The organism is Nocardioidaceae bacterium SCSIO 66511 (genome assembly GCA_023100825.1).
In the GTDB taxonomy this organism is placed as follows: domain Bacteria; phylum Actinomycetota; class Actinomycetes; order Propionibacteriales; family Nocardioidaceae; genus Solicola.
Genome location: CP095846.1, coordinates 3,397,407 through 3,414,782 on the forward strand (window position 1 = coordinate 3,397,407; position 17,376 = coordinate 3,414,782).

The 17,376-nt window shown below is 66.8% G+C and carries 18 protein-coding genes; 11 read left to right on the forward strand and 7 right to left on the reverse strand.

Going from position 1 to position 17,376, the window contains the following annotated elements; translation table 11 throughout:
* Positions 1–28: 28 nt before the first annotated feature.
* Genes MU582_15995 through MU582_16005 form a run of 3 tightly spaced genes read right to left on the reverse strand, consistent with a single transcriptional unit; the run spans position 29 to position 2,678 of the window.
* Positions 29–1,342, reverse strand: a complete 1,314-nt coding sequence (locus MU582_15995) for a GNAT family N-acetyltransferase (protein UPK73922.1) — start codon at positions 1,340–1,342, stop codon at positions 29–31.
* Positions 1,339–2,289, reverse strand: coding sequence for an RNA polymerase sigma-70 factor (locus tag MU582_16000; GenBank protein ID UPK73923.1), 951 nt, complete (start codon positions 2,287–2,289; stop codon positions 1,339–1,341). The genes MU582_15995 and MU582_16000 overlap by 4 nt, the downstream gene beginning before the upstream one ends.
* The gene (locus MU582_16005; GenBank protein UPK73924.1) at positions 2,286–2,678 is read right to left on the reverse strand and encodes a DoxX family protein; all 393 of its coding nucleotides are present in this window, start codon (positions 2,676–2,678) and stop codon (positions 2,286–2,288) included. The genes MU582_16000 and MU582_16005 overlap by 4 nt, the downstream gene beginning before the upstream one ends.
* A gap of 190 nt (positions 2,679–2,868) precedes the next feature.
* On the opposite strand from MU582_16005, the gene MU582_16010 reads away from it, so the two are divergent.
* Genes MU582_16010 through MU582_16030 form a run of 5 tightly spaced genes read left to right on the forward strand, consistent with a single transcriptional unit; the run spans position 2,869 to position 8,201 of the window.
* Positions 2,869–4,332, forward strand: a complete 1,464-nt coding sequence (locus MU582_16010) for an aldehyde dehydrogenase family protein (GenBank protein UPK73925.1) — start codon at positions 2,869–2,871, stop codon at positions 4,330–4,332.
* Entirely contained in the window at positions 4,322–5,482 is a 1,161-nt protein-coding gene (locus MU582_16015; protein UPK73926.1) for an acyl-CoA dehydrogenase family protein, read from the forward strand. The genes MU582_16010 and MU582_16015 overlap by 11 nt, the downstream gene beginning before the upstream one ends.
* Positions 5,479–6,528, forward strand: a complete 1,050-nt coding sequence (locus MU582_16020; protein ID UPK73927.1) for an enoyl-CoA hydratase/isomerase family protein — start codon at positions 5,479–5,481, stop codon at positions 6,526–6,528. Before MU582_16015 ends, MU582_16020 begins: the two co-directional genes overlap by 4 nt.
* Positions 6,525–7,424: a 3-hydroxyisobutyrate dehydrogenase gene (gene mmsB / locus MU582_16025; protein ID UPK73928.1), complete on the forward strand. Its 900-nt coding sequence runs from the start codon at positions 6,525–6,527 to the stop codon at positions 7,422–7,424. Before MU582_16020 ends, mmsB begins: the two co-directional genes overlap by 4 nt.
* Before the next feature lie 3 nt (positions 7,425–7,427).
* Entirely contained in the window at positions 7,428–8,201 is a 774-nt protein-coding gene (locus tag MU582_16030) for an enoyl-CoA hydratase (protein ID UPK73929.1), read from the forward strand.
* 32 nt (positions 8,202–8,233) lie between these two features.
* Here MU582_16030 and MU582_16035 read toward each other — a convergent pair whose 3' ends face one another.
* Together MU582_16035 and MU582_16040 are read right to left on the reverse strand one after the other, a co-directional pair.
* Positions 8,234–9,202 carry a zinc-binding dehydrogenase gene (locus MU582_16035; GenBank protein UPK73930.1) on the reverse strand — a complete coding sequence of 323 codons (969 nt, stop codon included), beginning with the start codon at positions 9,200–9,202 and terminating at the stop codon, positions 8,234–8,236.
* A gap of 55 nt (positions 9,203–9,257) precedes the next feature.
* Positions 9,258–10,448 carry an NADP-dependent malic enzyme gene (locus MU582_16040; GenBank protein UPK73931.1) on the reverse strand — a complete coding sequence of 397 codons (1,191 nt, stop codon included), beginning with the start codon at positions 10,446–10,448 and terminating at the stop codon, positions 9,258–9,260.
* A 219-nt stretch (positions 10,449–10,667) separates the two neighbouring features.
* Here MU582_16040 and MU582_16045 point away from each other — a divergent pair, with 219 nt between their 5' ends.
* A complete protein-coding gene (locus tag MU582_16045; protein UPK73932.1) occupies positions 10,668–11,072 on the forward strand; it encodes an anti-sigma factor in 405 nt (134 codons plus the stop codon).
* Positions 11,069–11,902: an RNA polymerase sigma factor SigF gene (locus MU582_16050; protein UPK73933.1), complete on the forward strand. Its 834-nt coding sequence runs from the start codon at positions 11,069–11,071 to the stop codon at positions 11,900–11,902. The genes MU582_16045 and MU582_16050 overlap by 4 nt, the downstream gene beginning before the upstream one ends.
* Positions 11,903–11,936: 34 nt before the next feature.
* On the opposite strand, the gene MU582_16055 is transcribed toward MU582_16050, so the two are convergent.
* Complete coding sequence (locus MU582_16055; protein UPK73934.1) at positions 11,937–12,371, reverse strand: hypothetical protein; 435 nt, start codon at positions 12,369–12,371, stop codon at positions 11,937–11,939.
* Positions 12,372–12,622: 251 nt separating this feature from the next.
* Between MU582_16055 and MU582_16060 the strand changes: the two genes are divergently transcribed.
* Positions 12,623–12,874, forward strand: a complete 252-nt coding sequence (locus MU582_16060; GenBank protein UPK73935.1) for a WhiB family transcriptional regulator — start codon at positions 12,623–12,625, stop codon at positions 12,872–12,874.
* Between the two features lie 68 nt (positions 12,875–12,942).
* On the opposite strand, the gene MU582_16065 is transcribed toward MU582_16060, so the two are convergent.
* Positions 12,943–14,400 carry a histidine kinase N-terminal domain-containing protein gene (locus MU582_16065; GenBank protein UPK73936.1) on the reverse strand — a complete coding sequence of 486 codons (1,458 nt, stop codon included), beginning with the start codon at positions 14,398–14,400 and terminating at the stop codon, positions 12,943–12,945.
* 49 nt (positions 14,401–14,449) lie between these two features.
* On the opposite strand from MU582_16065, the gene MU582_16070 reads away from it, so the two are divergent.
* Genes MU582_16070 through MU582_16080 form a run of 3 tightly spaced genes read left to right on the forward strand, consistent with a single transcriptional unit; the run spans position 14,450 to position 17,306 of the window.
* Positions 14,450–15,376, forward strand: coding sequence for a DUF2785 domain-containing protein (locus MU582_16070; protein UPK73937.1), 927 nt, complete (start codon positions 14,450–14,452; stop codon positions 15,374–15,376).
* 26 nt (positions 15,377–15,402) lie between these two features.
* Positions 15,403–15,663 (forward strand): DUF3311 domain-containing protein, encoded by a 261-nt coding sequence (locus tag MU582_16075; GenBank protein UPK73938.1) that lies wholly within the window; start codon positions 15,403–15,405, stop codon positions 15,661–15,663.
* Between the two features lie 59 nt (positions 15,664–15,722).
* Positions 15,723–17,306, forward strand: coding sequence for a sodium:solute symporter (locus MU582_16080; protein UPK77187.1), 1,584 nt, complete (start codon positions 15,723–15,725; stop codon positions 17,304–17,306).
* Positions 17,307–17,376: the final 70 nt, after the last annotated feature.

The following is a 17,376-nucleotide window of genomic DNA, read 5'->3' on the forward strand; positions in this document are numbered from 1 at the left end:
ACTGAGCGCCGGTACGCGCGGCTCCCGATCAGAATCCGGCGTAGTTGAACGGCGCCGGATCCTGCCGGAACATCCGGTCGAGCTGTCGTACGGCACCGTCGGAGTGCTCGCGAATTCGCCCGCCGGCCGCGAGCGCGTACGGTGCCACTCCACCGAGGTACAGCGAACCGAGCACACCAATGTCGAGTGTGACGTCGGGCCGCGCGTTCGTCGCGGACACCGATGCTCCGTCATAGGTCGCATCGAGCTCCCAGCGCCCGGTGTTGTGCTCGAGAAGCTCGTCGCGGACCTCGAGTACGAGCCGGCCCTCAGCGGCATAGCTGCGCAGCCGCAGAGCCGTCGGCAGGTCGAGCACACGCAACCACAGGTTGTCGGCCGATCGGGTGACGCGCAGGGCCCGTGGGTTGGTCAGCATCCAGCGCAGTGGGTCGTCGACCGGACGGTGCGGCGCGCTGATCCGCTTGGTGAGATCGAGATCGAGCAACAGGCGCCACAGCGCGTCGTACGCCTCCGGAGTAGCGGCCTCACAGGCGTTGACCACGGCCGTACCCGCGTCGGCGGCGTGCGGTGACCACGGAATCCGGTAGTTCGCGATGCCGTCGACCACTCCGGCGGCATTACGATGCAGGACGTAGTACGTCGCGCCGTCCGTACCCGAGGCTTCGTCGGTCAGCGACTCCCACCGTCGCGGATACGCGCTCACCTCGCCGATCCGATCCGCGCGGATTCGCTCGTGCAGGCCGGGCCATTCGGCCTTCACCTCGTCGGCACCGACCAACGCGAGGCGATCCATCGCCTCCGGATCGGGTGGCTTCGTGAACGCCACCTGGTGCCGCTCGGCCTCCCAACGCACATGGAACGTCGCCGGAGAGAACCCGTAGCGACCGTAGATCGACCCCTCGCTCGCGCTCAGGCCCGCGAGCGGTTCACCGCGCTCACACGCGTCCTCCAGCATCGCCGTCATCAGCCGGCGCAACAGTCCACGCCGCCGATGGGTCGGCGCCACGGCAGTCGACGTCACCGAGCCCATCGGTACGGGCCCGGCACCCGGCACCGTGACCTCGAGGGACAGCATCGCCGAACCCCCGACCGGCCGGTCGCCGACGAAGGCACCTACCGGCCGGAACCAAGGCTCCCCGACGTCGCCGCTCTCGATGACGAGCGACTCGTGGGTACGCGGAGCCGCCCGCGGCGGCAGCGGCCCCTCGCCGCCGTGCCAGACGGCGGGGTACGGCTCCCAATGTGGCAGTCCGTTCGCGTACGGCATGAGCCGGAAGTACTCGACCGCCTCGCGCCTGGTGACCGGACGAATCTCGACGTCCTCCGCCCGCGCGCCCCTCACGACTGCCCCTCCCCTCGGCGGCGACGACGCGCAGACTTCAGCTCGTGTACGAACGGCTGCGTGGGAGTCACCTCGCCGAGATGTGCGAGCTTCTCCGGATTGGTGATCGCCCGTACCGTCTGCACTCCACCGTCCAGGATGTCGAGTGCGATGACAGTGACGATCCGACCATCTCGGTCACGCAGCATTCCGCCGGGCTGACCGTTGATTGTGACGACATCGAGGGTTCCACCGGCCTCGGCGACGTCGGCGAGCGCCGATGCCGCAACACGCGAGACGTTGTCTGCTCCGGCGACGACGTGCGGCAGGTTGGGCGCGCGGCCACCGCTGTCGCCGGTGAGCTGGGCGTCATCGGTCAGCAGCCGGCGCAGACCGTCGACATCGCCCGCGCGGAGCGCATCGAAGAAGTGCTCGGCGAGCTCGTCACGCTGAGAACGGTCTGCAGTGAACCGGGTACGCGCGGTCTGCATGTGCCTTCGCGCGCGAGCGACCAGCTGGCGACATGCGGCGTCTTCGCGTTCGAGCAGCGTGGCGATCTCCGCGTAGTCGTACGCGAACACCTCACGCAGCACATAGGCCGCGCGTTCGAGCGGGCTGAGACGTTCGAGCAGCAGCAGTGCGGCCATCGACAGCGAATCAGCGAGCTCGGCCGACCGCTGGGGATCCTGGTACGGATCCTCCAGCAGCGGCTCGGGCATCCAGTCGCCCACGTACGCCTCGCGGCGCACTCGCGCGGACTTCAGGGTGTTGATCGCCGTTCTCGTCACCACCGTTGACAGGAACGCCTTGGCGGAACGGACCTGCGGCTCCTGCTCGAACGTCAGCCACGCGTCCTGGACGACGTCCTCGGCATCGCTGACACTACTGAGGATTCGGTACGCGATGGAGAAGAGAAGCGGCCGCAGCTCCTCGAACTCCACCGCGCGTTGCTCCGCGGTCGTACTCATCCGATGAATGGCTCTGCGTCGAAGCGGCCCCAGACCACGAATACCGTCATGGCAACGAACAGTAGGTCACCGGCGATCATCTTCGCAGGTTCATTTCGCAGCAGTCGGGTTGTCGTGGCACCGGCCATGTAGAGCCCCATCCCGAGTGCGGCGAACGGCACCAGAATCGGTGCGATGCTGACCGCCGCAGGTAGGACGAGACCGACACCGCCGGTGACCTCGATGGCTCCGATGGACTTGAACGCGGCCGGGCTGAACTGGTCTGCCCATCGGCTGGAGCCGTGTCCGATCTCCGCGTAGCGATCTTTCGGCGTCACGAGCTTTATCAGGCCGCCGGCAATGAAACCGAAGGCCAGAACGCTGGCGACGATCCAAAGCGCGAGATGCATGGATTCTCCATTTCTCTTGATCAGTTGGTGTTGTGCCCTCTGAGTCAAGACAGCCCGCCGCGTTGTGACATCGCTGCACGATCCGTTTACCGAACCCGTGGGTTTCAAATAGTAGGAAGTCCTACTATCATCGCCAGCGCGGGCAGCCGTCCGCCGACCGCGCCGTACGTACCCGAAGATCCGAGGAGCCATGACCGAACACGACATTCGCGAACAGATGCTGATCGACGGCGAGTGGGTCGACGCAGTCGACGGCCGTGTCATCGAGATCGAGTCACCACGCGACCACGCGATCATCGGCCAGGTGCCCCGCGGAGGCGAGGCAGACGTCGACAAGGCGGTACGCGCCGCTCGCGCCGCCCAACCCGCCTGGCGCGCGACGCCGCCTCGCGAGCGCGGCGACGCCTTCCGCCGCATCGCCGACGCACTGGAGCCGGAGCTCGAGCAGATCGCCCGACTGTCCGCACTCGAGAACGGCAACGCCGTTCGTACCCAGACCCGCGGTGAGGCGTCCTTCGTCGTCGACGCGTTCCGCTACTTCAGCGGCCTTGCCGCCGAGGCAAAGGGCGAAACCCAGCCGCGTGGCGATCTGATCCTCGACTACACCCGTCGCGAGCCGCTCGGCGTCGTCGGCGCCATCGTGCCGTGGAACGCACCGCTGATGCTCTCTTCGCTGAAGATCGCGCCGGCCATCACGATGGGCAACACGCTCGTACTCAAGCTGGCAGAGGACGCCCCACTCGCCATCCTCGCGGTCGTACGCAAGTGCCAGGAGCAGCTGCCTCCCGGCGTGCTCAACGTCGTCACCGGCTACGGCACCGAGGCCGGCGAGGCGCTCAGCCACCACCCTGGCGTCGACAAGCTGTCGTTCACCGGCTCGACTGCGGTCGGTAAGCGGGTCATGGAGGTCGCCTCCGAGCGCGTCGTGCCCGTCTCCCTCGAGCTGGGCGGCAAGAGCCCCCAGGTGGTCTTCCCCGACGCCGACGAGGACTGGGTGGTCGACGGCACCATCGCCGGTGTCCGGTTCTTCCGCCAGGGCCAATCGTGTACGGCCGGCTCGCGGCTCTTCCTGCACGAGTCGATCTTCGACAGCTTCGTCGACAAGCTCAGCGAGAAGCTGTCGAAGCTCGTCGTCGGCGACCCGCTCGACGAAGCGACCGACATGGGCGCGATCGTCAACACCAAACAGTTCGACAAGGTCTGTGACTACATCGCCGACGGCCAGAGCCAGCGCGGCGCGCGCATCACGATCGGCGGCGTACCTCCCAAGGACGGTCCGCTGTCGGGTGGCAACTACGTGCAGCCCACCGTCATCGCGGGCGTCGAGAACGACTGGCGCGTCGCGCGCGAGGAGATCTTCGGGCCGGTCGTCGTCGCGATCCCGTGGAAGGACGAGGACGACGTCATCGCGATGGCCAACGACACCCACTACGGACTGGCCGGCTTCGTCTGGTCACACGACATGGGAGCGGCACTGCGTACGGCACACCGCCTCGACGCCGGCTGGGTTCAGGTGAACCAGGGCGGCGGTCAGGTCCTCGGCCAGTCGTACGGCGGGTTCAAGCAGTCGGGCATCGGCCGCGAGTTCTCCCTCGAGGGCATGCTGGACAGCTTCACGCAGCGCAAGCAGGTGTCGGTCAACCTTGCCCACTGACATCTACGGACTCACCGAGGAGCAGGCCGATCTGGCCGCGCTCGCCGCCGACTTCGGCCGCGAGCAGATCGCGCCGTACGCCCTCGAGTGGGACCTGAAGAAGGAGTTCCCGCTCGACGCGCTCCGCCGCGCGGCCGAGCTCGGCATGGGCGGAATCTACGTCGGTGAGGACGTCGGCGGCAGCGGCCTCTCTCGCCTCGAAGCGGCGCTGATCATCGAGGGCCTCGCGTACGGATGCCCGTCGGTCGCGAGCTACATCTCGATCCACAACATGGTCGCGGGCATGATCGACCGTTACGGCAGCGACGAGCAGCGCCGACGCTGGCTGCCGGATCTGTGTTCGATGACCCAGCTCGGCAGCTACTGTCTCACCGAGGCCGAGGCGGGCTCGGACGCCGCAGCCCTTCGTACGCGCGCCGACCGCGACGGCGACGAGTACGTGCTCAACGGCGCCAAGCAGTTCATCTCCGGGTCCGGCTCCTCCGGCATCTACGTCGTGATGGCGCGCACCAGCGACGACGGCGCGCGCGGCATCACCGCGATCGTCGTCGAAGACGGCACTCCGGGCCTCTCGTTCGGCGCCGAAGAGGTCAAGATGGGCTGGAACGCCCAGCCGACCCGCGAGGTGCGGTTCGACGACGTACGCGTGCCCGCGCATCACGTACTCGGCAGCGAGGGCATGGGCTTCCGGATCGCCATGAGCGGCCTCGACGGCGGACGCGTCAACATCGCGGCATCGTCGCTCGGCGGCGCACAGGCCGCGTACGACAAGGCGCTCGCGTACGTCGAGGAGCGCAATGCGTTCGGCCAGAAGGTCGCGGAGTTCCAGGCCACGCAGTTCCGGATCGCCGATATGGCCACCGAGCTCGAGGCAGCGCGGCTGTTGCTGCACCGGGCCGCGCGTTCGCTCGACGACGGTGACCCACGCGCGACGGAGCTGTGCGCAATGGCGAAACGGCACGTCACCGACAGCTGCTTCGGCATCGCGAACGACGCCTTACAGCTACACGGCGGCTACGGGTACCTGCACGAGTACGGAATCGAGAAGATCGTGCGCGACCTGCGCGTGCACCAGATCCTGGAGGGCACCAACGAGATCATGCGCGTGATCATCTCCCGCGCCCAGCGCGCACCGAAAGTCGCCTCGTGACGGGCGCCGAGCCGGAGGTCCTCGTCGAGTCGAAGGGCCGCCTCGGACACCTGATCCTCAACCGCCCGAAGACGATCAACGCGCTCACTCTCGGCATGGTCGACGCGATGACCGAGGCGCTGGAGGACTGGGCCGAGGACGACTCGATCGAGACGGTCGCGCTCACCGGCGCGGGCGAGCGTGGCCTGTGCGCAGGCGGCGATATTCGTACCCTCTATGACGCCACGACCACAGGCGACTACGACCACGCGGAGACGTTCTGGCGCCGCGAGTATGCGCTCGACGCGCTGATCGCCGACTACCCGAAGCCGTACGTCGCGGTGATGGACGGGCTCGTCATGGGCGGAGGGGTCGGCGTATCCGCGCACGCAAGCCACCGGGTCGTGACCGAGCGTACGAAGGTCGGCATGCCGGAGGTGACGATCGGCTACACGCCCGACGTCGGCTCCAGCATCATCCTGTCCCGCTCCCCCGACGAGCTCGGTACGTACGCGGCTCTCACCGGCACTCCGCTTGGCGCCGCCGATGCGATCGCGGTCGGCCTCGCCGACACCTACGTGCCCGGCGAGCGTATAGACGACCTGCTGCGCCGACTAGCAGATGAGCCCGTCGCCGACGCCGTCGCCGCGGTGGCGGGCGACTCCCCGCCGGAGCCCGCGCTCGACCGCACGACGATCGCTCAATGCTTCGCGCACGACACCGTCGAGGAGATCCGCGCGGCACTCTTACGAGCCGGTGACCAGCGCACGGTCGACGCACTCGACCGCGCCGCGCCGTTCTCCCTGAAGGTGACCCTGCGCGCACTGCGCAATGCTCGGTCGTTCGCCGGCATCGCGGAGGCGCTCGACCAGGACCTCGCACTGTCGCTCGGCCTCATCCGCCGACCTGACTTCCGTGAGGGCGTACGCGCGGCCGTCATCGACAAGGATCGCAATCCCGCTTGGCAGCCCGACGATCTCGCCGCCGTCGATGACACAGAGGTCGACGCGGTGTTCCATTTCGACCCCGACGCTCCCCCCGCACCCGAAGAGAGGCACGCACCATGACCGCCATCGCAGTGATCGGCCTGGGCAACATGGGCCACCACATGTCCGTCAACCTGGTCGAGGCCGGACACGACGTCCAGGGCTACGACATCGTGCCCGAGCTCTGCGAGCGCGCGGCCGCCAAGGGCGTCCGCATCGCGAATTCGGCGCCGTCCGCGGCGGGCAGCGCCGACGTCGTGATCACCATGCTGCAGTCGGGCGAGCAGGTGCTCGGGTTGTACGGCGGGCCGGACGGCCTGATCGCGGCTGCCAAGCCCGGCACGGCCTTCCTCGACTGTTCGACCATCTCGGTCGACGACGCGCGCAAGGCGCACGCACTCGCCGACGAGGCAGGCTTCCTCTCCGTCGACGCTCCGGTGTCCGGCGGGGTGATGGGAGCCGAAGCAGGCACCCTCACCTTCATGGTCGGCGGCTCCGCCGATGCCTTCGAGGCCGCGCGTCCGTACTTCGAGGTCATGGGTAAGCGCGTCGTGCACTGCGGCGATCCGGGCGCGGGACAGGGCGCGAAGATCTGCAACAACCTGATGCTCGCCGTCTCGATGATCGGCGTCTCCGAAGGCTTCGTACTCGGTGAGAAGCTCGGCCTGACGCATCAGGCACTGTTCGATGTCGCGGCGAATGCGTCGGGCCAGTGCTGGGCATTGACCACCAACTGCCCGGTGCCCGGCCCCGTGCCGACCAGCCCGGCAAACCGTGACTACGCCGCGGGCTTCGCATCCCAGCTGATGCTCAAGGATCTACTGCTCTCGCAGGCGGCCGCAGAGTCCAGCGGCACCGACACCGAGCTCGGCGCCCACGCGACCCAGATCTACCAACGGCTGGTCGACGCGCACGATCCGCACAAAGACTTCTCTGACATCATCAACGAGATCCGCGAACGCAGCACGGAAGGCTAGTACATGAGCTACGAGACGATCCTGGTCGAGACGAAGGGTACGGTCGGCTGGATCACGCTGAACCGCCCAGAAGCCCTCAACGCCTTGAACATCGACGTCATGAACGAGGTCGTCTCAGCAGCGAACGCGTTCAACGCCGACGACAGCGTCGGCTGCATCGTGCTCACCGGTTCGGCCAAGGCCTTCGCTGCCGGTGCTGACATCAAGCAGATGCAGTCGATGACGTACGTCGACGCGTACGCCGGAGAGCTGTTCGGCGAATGGGATCACCTCGCGGACGTCAGTACGCCGATCGTCGCGGCCGTCTCGGGCTACGCCTTGGGCGGTGGTTGTGAGCTGGCGATGATGTGCGATCTGATCGTCGCTACCGAATCGGCGAAGTTCGGTCAGCCCGAGATCACCCTCGGTGTCATCCCCGGCATGGGCGGCTCACAGCGGCTCACCCGTGCCGTCGGCAAGGCGAAGGCGATGGATCTCTGCCTCACCGGCCGGATGATGGACGCCGACGAAGCCGAGCGCTCTGGGCTCGTCGCCCGCGTCGTACCCGACGACGACCTCCTCGCCGAGGCAACGAAGATCGGCGAGAAGATCGCGTCGATGTCCCAGGTCGCAGCCAAGGCGGCAAAGGAGGCCGTGAACCAGGCGTACGAGTCGACGCTGGCCGAAGGCGTCCACTTCGAGCGACGGCTCTTCTACGGGATGTTCGCGACCGAAGACAAGGCCGAGGGCATGGCGGCGTTCGTGGAGAAGCGCAAGCCGGACTTCAAGAACCGCTAACTCGTCGGTTCTGCACCGTGACGAGTCAGCCCTCAGCGAGTGACGACGATTTTGCCGAACACCCGGCCGTCGTCCATGGCCTGTAGCCCCTGATCGGTCTCCTCCATCGGCAGCACCCGGTCGATCAGCGGACGTACGCCCGAGACGTCCATGAAGTCGGCGAGTGCGGCGAGTTCGCCCTTCGTACCCATCGTCGAGCCGTGTACGCGCAGCTGCAACGCGAAGATCCGGTTCAGCTCACCGCGTTCGGGGGTGAAACCCGAGGTGGCGCCGCACAACACCAGGGTGCCGCCCGGGCGCAGCGACCTCATCGAATGCGACCAGGTCGCGGCCCCAACGGTCTCCAGTACGGCGTCGACCTTGCGCGGCAGCCTGGCGCCGGTCTCGAAGACGTCGTGGGCGCCGATCTCCAACGCCTTGGCACGTTTCGATTCGTCGCGGCTCGTCGCGTACACCCGAAGACCGGCGGCGCGCGCGAGCATGATGGCAGCCGTCGCGACGCCGCCGCCCGCGCCCTGGATGAGCACCGTGTCACCGGGGTTCAAATCGGCCTGGGTGAACAGCATCCGGTACGCCGTGAGCCACGCCGTCGGGAGGCAGGCGGCTTCCTCGAACGACAGTCCGCGCGGCTTCGGTACGACGTTGCGGGTGGGAATCGCGATCTTGTCCGCGAGGGTGCCGTCGTACACCTCGGAGAGCAGCGAGCGCTTCGGATCCATCGTCTCGTCGCCGGTCCAGGCCGGATCGCTGATCACGGCGTGCACGATGACCGGATTACCGGCCTCGTCGTGGCCCGCCGCGTCACAGCCGAGGATCATCGGCAGCGCGTCCTCCCCCAGCCCGACGCCGCGTAGCGACCAGAGATCGTGATGGTTCAGGGCGGCGGCCTTGACCGTCACCACTGTCCATCCGGGCGGCGCCACCGGATCGGGACGCTCGCCGAGCACGAGACCGTCGACGGGCTTATCGGAGCTGAAGGACTTCACGTACGCAGCGAACATTCCCGCAGACTAGTACCCGCCGTATCCGCCGCCGTCACCGAGATGCAGCGCTGGTTCAGCGCCGCGCGAGCCCGCCCCGCCTCGCCGCGGCCGTCACCGCCGCCGCGACCGATGGTCCTACGCGATCGTCGAACGCTCCGGGAACGACGTAGTCCTCGGCCAGTTGGTCGCCGACGAGCCCGGCGAGGGCTTCGGCCGCCGCGAGCTTCATGTCTTCGGAGATGCGTGGCGCGCGTACGTCGAGCGCACCACGGAAGATGCCGGGGAACGCGAGCACGTTGTTGATCTGGTTCGGATAGTCCGAGCGCCCAGTCGCGACAACGCGCGCATGCCGCCGGGCGATGTCGGGATGCACCTCTGGGTGCGGATTGGCGAGTGCGAAGACGATGGCGTCATCGGCCATCTGTGCAACGGCTTCCTCGGGAACCGTGCCGCCGGACACGCCGATGAAGACGTCGGCGCCACGCATTGCGTCGACGAGCTCTCCGGCGCGCGCCCACTCGCTCGTCTCCTGCGCGAGGCGCAGCTTGACCGGGGTCAGATCCGACCGGCTCGTGCTGATCACGCCTTGCCGGTCGACGACCGTGACCCGGCGGATGCCGGCACTCATCAGGATCCGGGTGACGGCGACACCCGCGGCCCCTGCACCCGAGATCACAACACGCGCATCGGCAGCGGTACGCCCGGTCAGCCGCAGAGCGTTCAGCAACGCAGCGAGGGTCACGACCGCCGTGCCGTGCTGATCGTCGTGGAAAACCGGGATGTCGAGGCGCTCCTGTACGCGGGCCTCGATGTCGAAGCACCGCGGCGCCGAGATGTCTTCCAGGTTGATGCCACCGAAACTGGGCGCTAACCGCACGACAGTGTCGACGATCTCGTCAGGATCCTGTGTGTCAAGGCAGATGGGCACTGCGTCGACCCCGCCGAACTGTTTGAACAGCACGGCTTTTCCTTCCATGACGGGCATTGCGGCGGATGCGCCGATGTTGCCGAGACCGAGCACTGCGCTGCCGTCGGTCACCACGGCGACGGTGTTAGGGACCCACGTGAAGTCGTTTGTCGCGTCGGGATCGGCCGCGATCGCCTCACAGACGCGAGCGACGCCGGGCGTGTACGCAAGCGACAGGTCGTCCGCGTCTGCCAGCGGGACCGTACGCGCAATCGCCATCTTGCCGCCGCGATGCAGGTCGAAGACGGGATCACCCGAATAGTCGTCGGATGGAGTGTCGAAGCTGTCGGCAACCATGAGTCAGGACCTCTGAGGTGGGTGTACGAGTCGAACCTCGAGCGCTGCCGATCGGGCCTCGAGAGAAGGGGCGAGTTCGGGGATTACCCAACGCCATTGTGACACAAGGTTTGCGGGCCCCCGTTAACAGTTCCATCTAGGAGCGGAATCGTCCACAACGAACCCGTCGAACCATAGAGTTCGAAATCGAAGCGCTGATCGCGCGAGGGAGGGAGCACCGTGCCGCACGAGACGATGCCCGAACACCCCACGGCCGAGATTGTACTACCGGCCGCAGGTGAGTATCTGTCAGTCGTTCGAAGCACCGCAGCAGCACTCGCCGCCAATGCCGACTTCATCATCGACGATATTGAAGACCTGCGAATCGCCGTCGACGAGGCGTGCTCGATCCTCGTCTCTCGCGCGATTCCGGGCACCGACCTGGCATGCAGGTTCTTCGTTTACGACGCCTCGGTCACGATCGAGACGAGCGCACATGTCCTCGACCATCGTCCGCCACCGCCTTCGGGGTTCGCGTGGATGGTGCTCGAGTCGCTGAGCACCGCGGTCGAGGCGGTCGTACGCGAGCCCGACCTGCTCGTAGTCACCATCACGCGTACTGGCTCGAAGACGAAAGCGGGATGACGATGACCGTAGACGTCCGCTCACAGGCTCTTGAGGAGGTCGGCGCCGCCGGACCTCAAGCAGACCTCTCACCCGAGGAGGTCAAACAGCTCACGCGCCGCGCGTTCGACCGGCTGGTCGAACTCGATGACGGGGTCGAACGCGACCGGGTCCGCGCCGAGCTCGTATCCCTCCACCTGCCCCTCGTAGAACATCTCGCCCGCCGGTTCCGCAATCGCGGCGAACCCCACGACGATCTCGTGCAGGTCGGCGTCATCGGTCTGATCAAGTCGATCGACCGGTTCGAATGCGCCCGCGGGGTGGAGTTCTCGACGTACGCGACGCCGACGGTGGTCGGCGAGATCAAACGTCACTTCCGCGACAAGGGTTGGTCGATCCGAGTCCCGCGCCGGCTTCAGGAGATGCGACTCTCGTTGGCCAGCGCGACGGCCGACCTGACCCAGTTGCTCGGCCGCTCGCCGACCGTCGGAGAGCTCGCCGAACAGCTCGACGTGGCGGAGGAAGAGGTACTCGAGGGGCTCGAGTCGGCGAACGCGTACTCGACGCTGTCGCTCGATGCTCCGGAGTCACGCGGCGAAGACGGCCCCAGCATGGCCGACGTGCTCGGTACGGAGGACAAGGAGCTGGAGCAGGTCGAGTACCGCGAGTCGCTCAAGCCGTTACTCGCCGCGCTCGAACCACGCGACCGCCGCATCTTGTCGCTGCGCTTCTTCCATCAGATGACGCAGTCGCAGATCGCCCGCGAGATCGGCCTCTCTCAGATGCACGTGTCCCGTCTGCTCGCACGTACGCTCAACCAGCTGCGACTCGGCTTGCAGGACACCGCCTGATCTCGGCCGCAGGGCGAGACGGTCTCGGCGACCGTCAGTTCTCGAGCCGATCGTCGGTCGACAGCGCCGCCGTCGTCGCCGGTGCGAGCAGGGCCGCCAGGGCGACTATTGCCATGACCAGGAGCACAATCGCGATGACCGGCGGTGAAAGTCCGCGTAGGTTCCAGGCGAGTCCGAGCGAGATCAGCTGCGCGAGTACAACCGGACCACGTGCCCAGGACGATCGCCGGAGTAGTGCCACCGCACAGACGCCGAGGCCGAGACCGATCGCAGCGAAGAACACTGCCGTGCTGATCGCGAGACCGAGCCGATCCCCGTTGGCAGAAAGGGCTTCGGCCACCGTGAGCACAAGGAGCGAGAGTGCCTGCAGCCCCACGACCAGACTCGCGACGAGGAGGTACGCGCCGGCAGCGTCCTTGCCTTCGTCGGCGTCGTCATCGGTCATTTCTGCCCCGTGTTCATCGGCCACTCACGCAGCGTACGCGGTGCATGTGATCGACCGAACAAGGCAAACACCCTTGTGTCTTCGGGCAATTGTTGACACGATTGGTGTCAATGCGTCCAAGGCGCGCTTACTCGGGGCGCCCTGGATACGGGATTCACAGGTGCCCGACTGCGTGTATCACACTCAGGGTACCCCCAACCGTTCGTGAACAGATCACTGACCCATTCAGTGCCCGGGAACCTCGGGCCCTGACGATATGAAGAGGAGACGCCTTCGTGGACTGGCGTAACCGCTCCGCGTGTCTCGACGAAGACCCGGAGCTGTTCTTCCCGATCGGCAACACCGGCCCCGCGATCATGCAGGTCGAAGAGGCCAAAGTGGTGTGCCGTCGCTGCGAGGTGCGCGAGCAATGTCTCGCTTGGGCGCTGGAGTCCGGACAGGACCACGGCGTCTGGGGCGGGATGTCCGAAGACGAGCGCCGCGCGCTCAAGCGTCGCAACGCGCGCGCCCGCATCCGGACCGCCTGAGCACGCCGAGCACCTCTATCTGCCGAGCCCCGCGGAGCATCTGTCCGCGGGGCTTACGCATGTTCGCCCTACGCCGGGATCGTGACGGTCACAACAGTGCCCGTACCAGGCTGTGACGCGAACGACAGCTCACCGCCGAGCTCGGACTCCACCAGCGCCGAGACGATCGAGATGCCGAGGCTCGACAGCGATTCGGGATCGAAGTCCGGTGGGAGCCCACGACCGTCGTCGGCGACCTCCACGACCAACTGTGCTCGTGCACGGTTGACATGCATCGCGATGGTGCCGTTCGGCTCATCGAAGGCATGCTCTGCGGCGTTCTGCATCAGCTCTGTGATCACCATCGCGAGCGGGGTCGCCACCTCGCCCGACAAGACTCCGAACGACCCACTACGCGTCGTACGAACGGGCGTCGACGCCGACGCGACATCGGCGACCATCGAGCCGAGCCGGTCGGCGATGTCGTCGAAGTCGACCGCCTCGTCGAAGCTCTGGCTCAAAGTCTCGTGCACGATCGCGATCGACCCGACGCGGCGCTCGGCCTCCTCGAGCGCCTGCCGTCCGCCGGGCACATCGAGTCGGCGGGCCTGCAGTCGCAGTAACGCCGCGACCGTCTGCAGATTGTTCTTGACGCGGTGATGGATCTCCCGGATCGTCGCTTCCTTGCTCATCAGCTCGCGTTCGCGTCGACGTAGCTCGGTGACGTCACGAAGCAGGATGAGCGCGCCGGACGGGCCGTCGTCCGAGATCAGCGGGATCGTACGTGCCAGCAGGAAGGCCGCATCGCTCTCCAGCTCCACCTCCTGCGGCACCCGACCGCGGAACGCCGTCACCACCGCCGCATCGGTCGGCGCGCTGCCGAGGTCGACGAGAGTCTGCGTCGTCTCGGCGAGCTCGACATCCAGCAGATCACCGGTGAGACCGAGACGCCGGTAGGCCGAGATCGCATTCGGACTCGCGTACGTCACGTAGCCGTCGGCGTCGGTGCGTAGGAAGCCGTCTCCGACCCTCGGCGAGTCTGCGGTCTCCGACACCTCACCGGGCGTCGGGAACCTCCCGGCGGCGATCATCTTGGTCAGCTCGCCGGCCGTGTCGAGGTACGAGAGCTCGAGGCGGCTCGGCGTGCGTACGCCCAGCAAGTTGGTGTTGCGAGCGATCACGCCGAGCACCCGGTTGCCCCGACGCACCGGGAACGCCTCGACCCGCACCGGAACCTCGTCGTGCCATTCAGGATCGCCTTCCCGCACAATCCGTTCCTCGTCCCAGGCTTGGTCGATGATCGCCCGCTTCCCCTTCGGCACGAAGCCGCCGACGAGGTCGTCGGGGAACGAGGTCGGTGCCGTTGTCGGGCGCATCTGCGCACCTGCCCAGAACCCTTTGCCTTCGGCATCGGGCAGCCACAGCACGAGATCGGCGAAGGAGAGGTCGGCGAGAATCTGCCAATCGGAGATCAGCCGGTGCAGCCAGTACAGATCACTGTCATCGAGCGTGGTCTGATGTCGGGCGAGGTCGTCGAGCGACGGCACACTTCACCACCTGTCTGGTCCGTCACGCGGGCGTGCGACGATATGGGCCGTGTCCGAATCGTACTGGCAGGCCGTCGTGAACTCGGGCATGCACGTACCTCGTGACCGTCCGCTCGACGAGTTGACGACCGAGTTGGTCGCCATGCTCGGCCATCCCAACCCCCGATGGCGTGACGACACCGCGTATCCCCTGCTCGCGAGCTGGATCCGTGACGGCGAGTACGACGACCTCCTCATCGGACTCGGCGACGGCATCGCCCGCGGCCTTCGCAACGGACTCGGCAACGACGGCGACGAGAGCGTCCTGCGACGTTCGTTCAGCGCCCTGGTCCTCGGCGAGATCATCAATCGCGACAACAACGCGCTGCTCTTGTCGTCACGGCCGATCATGCGGTGGGGCGACGAGGCGACGTCCTGGCTCGTACGCGAGCAGGACCACCGTGGCTGGATCCACGGTCGCGGCTGGGCACACGCCATCGCACACGGTGCCGACCTGCTCGGAGCGTTGGCCCGCTCGCGCCATCTCGCCCAGATGGAGCTGACGGTGATGCTCGACGTCATCGCCGACCGACTCCTCGCGCCGACGAAGTACGTATGGCGTCACGGTGAGATCGACCGGCTCGCGTACACCGTGATCGTCATCTTGCATCGTGGCAAGGTTCCGCCGAACATCCTCGAACCGTGGATCGCCCGCCTCGGTGCGGGCGCTCGGCCCGAGCGCCGCCGCGGTGAGTCGCCGAGCGAATGGCCGAGCGTCGAGGCACACAACACCTCGAACTTCCTCCGGGCGATGTACGTACAGCTCGCGCTCGGCGTACAGGGCCTCCCCGATCTACGCGACGACGTCGAGCTGTTCAAGGATCCGCCGCCGCACCGCGCCGACCTGCTGCTCGCGATCTTGGACCAGATCCGTGCCGAGAGTCCGTGGCTGTTCACACCCGGCTCAGGAAGGCGTACGCTCCCTCCCGGACCGTGACTCAGCTCACCCGGACGGGGGACAACATGACCGAAGGATCTGCGTCAACGCCCAGCCGTGTTCCACTCGCGATCGCCGGTATCTGTCTGGCGATCGGCATCATCCTTCCACTGCTGGTCGCCACGTACGCCAAGACCGACCCCCAGCTGTGGGGGATCCCCTTCTTCTACTGGTACCAGTTCCTCCTGGTCATCGTCACCGTCTGCCTGACCACCGTCGCGTACCGGCTGACCCTGCGCTACGAACGAGCCCGGCATGCGATCGAGAAGCGGGAGGGTGACCTGTGAACGACGTGGACGGCATCGCTCTCGCAGTCTTCTTGTTCTTCTTCCTCGCCGTCACGGTGATGGGATTCCTCGCCGCACGCTGGCGCCGGCCGAAGTCACTGGACAGCCTCGACGAATGGGGGCTCGGCGGACGCAAGTTCGGCACCTTCGTGGCGTGGTTCCTGATCGGCGGCGACATCTACACGGCGTACACCTTCATCGCCGTTCCGGCAACGTTGTACGCCGGCAGCCTGGTCGGCTTCTTCGCGGTTCCGTACACGATCGTGCTGTACCCGATCATCTTCATCTTCCTGCCGCGTCTGTGGTCGGTCTCGCACCGGCACCGCTACGTGACGCCGGCCGACTTCGTCCGCGGACGCTACGACTCGCGCCCGCTGATGCTCGCCGTCGCGTTCACGGGAATCCTTGCGACGATGCCCTACATCGCCCTGCAGCTCGTCGGCATCCAGGCGGTGCTCGACGTGATGGGCATCGGCGGCGGTGACGCGAACTGGTTCCAGAAGGACCTCCCGCTGTTCCTCGCGTTCGCGATCCTCGCGGCGTACACGTACTCCTCGGGTCTGCGCGCTCCTGCATTGATCGCGTTCGTCAAGGACACCTTGATCTACATCGTCATCATCGTCGCGGTCATCTACCTGCCGACCCAGCTCGGCGGCTGGAGCGGCATCTTCGACTCGGTGCAGAGCTCCTTCGACGCGTTCAACAAGGAGAATGCCGACGCGATCGCCGCCGGAGAAGTCGGCGGCAAGGGCATCATGCCGAACGATATGACTCATTGGGCGTACGCATCGCTGTCCTTGGGATCGGCGCTCGCGTTGTTCATGTACCCGCATTCGGTGACCGCGGTGCTGTCCACGGGAAGCCGCAATGTGATCCGGCGCAACGCATCACTGCTGCCCGCGTACTCCTTCCTGCTCGGCCTTCTCGCCCTACTCGGCTTCGCGGCCGTCGCTGCGGGGGTCGAGGTCAAGAACGCGCAGCTGGCCATCCCGCAGCTGTTCGAGCAGGAGTTCTCGCCCTGGTTCGCAGGATTGGCGTTCGCGGCGATCGCAATCGGCGCACTCGTGCCGGCGGCGATCATGTCCATCGCGGCGGCGAACCTGTGGACGCGCAACATCTACAAGGCGTTCCTCAAACCCGATGCGACCGATGCGGAAGAAGCGCGGCAGAGCAAGCTGATGAGCCTGTTCGTCAAGGTCGGCGCACTCTTCTTCGTACTCGCGCTGCCGAGCGAGTTCGCGATCAACCTGCAGCTCCTCGGCGGCATCTGGATCCTGCAGACGCTGCCGGCGATCGTACTCGGGCTCTACACACGGTGGTTCCACCGGCACGCACTACTCGCAGGCTGGGCCATGGGCTTCATCTGGGGCACGGTCGTCGCGTACCAGCAGCCGAGCGTCGGCGACCCGGACAGCCACTTCGGTAGCCCCGTCGCGCCGTTGGAGGTGTTCGGTTTGCACCTCAGCGACAAGCCCGTCTACATCGCAGTCACGGCGCTCGCGCTGAACCTCGCAGTGTCGATCGTCCTCACGCTCATCCTGCGTTCCGGAAACGTACCGCGCGGAACCGACGAGACGAAGCCGTCCGACTACCACGCGGACGCCGGTGACACCGACGTCGCCGCCGACCTACCTGCAACCTAGTGCCCTGCGTTCGAAGTACCTTGACGTCCTTCGCCGCCCAGGCGGCGCCCCGCGGCGTCCTCGTCGTCGG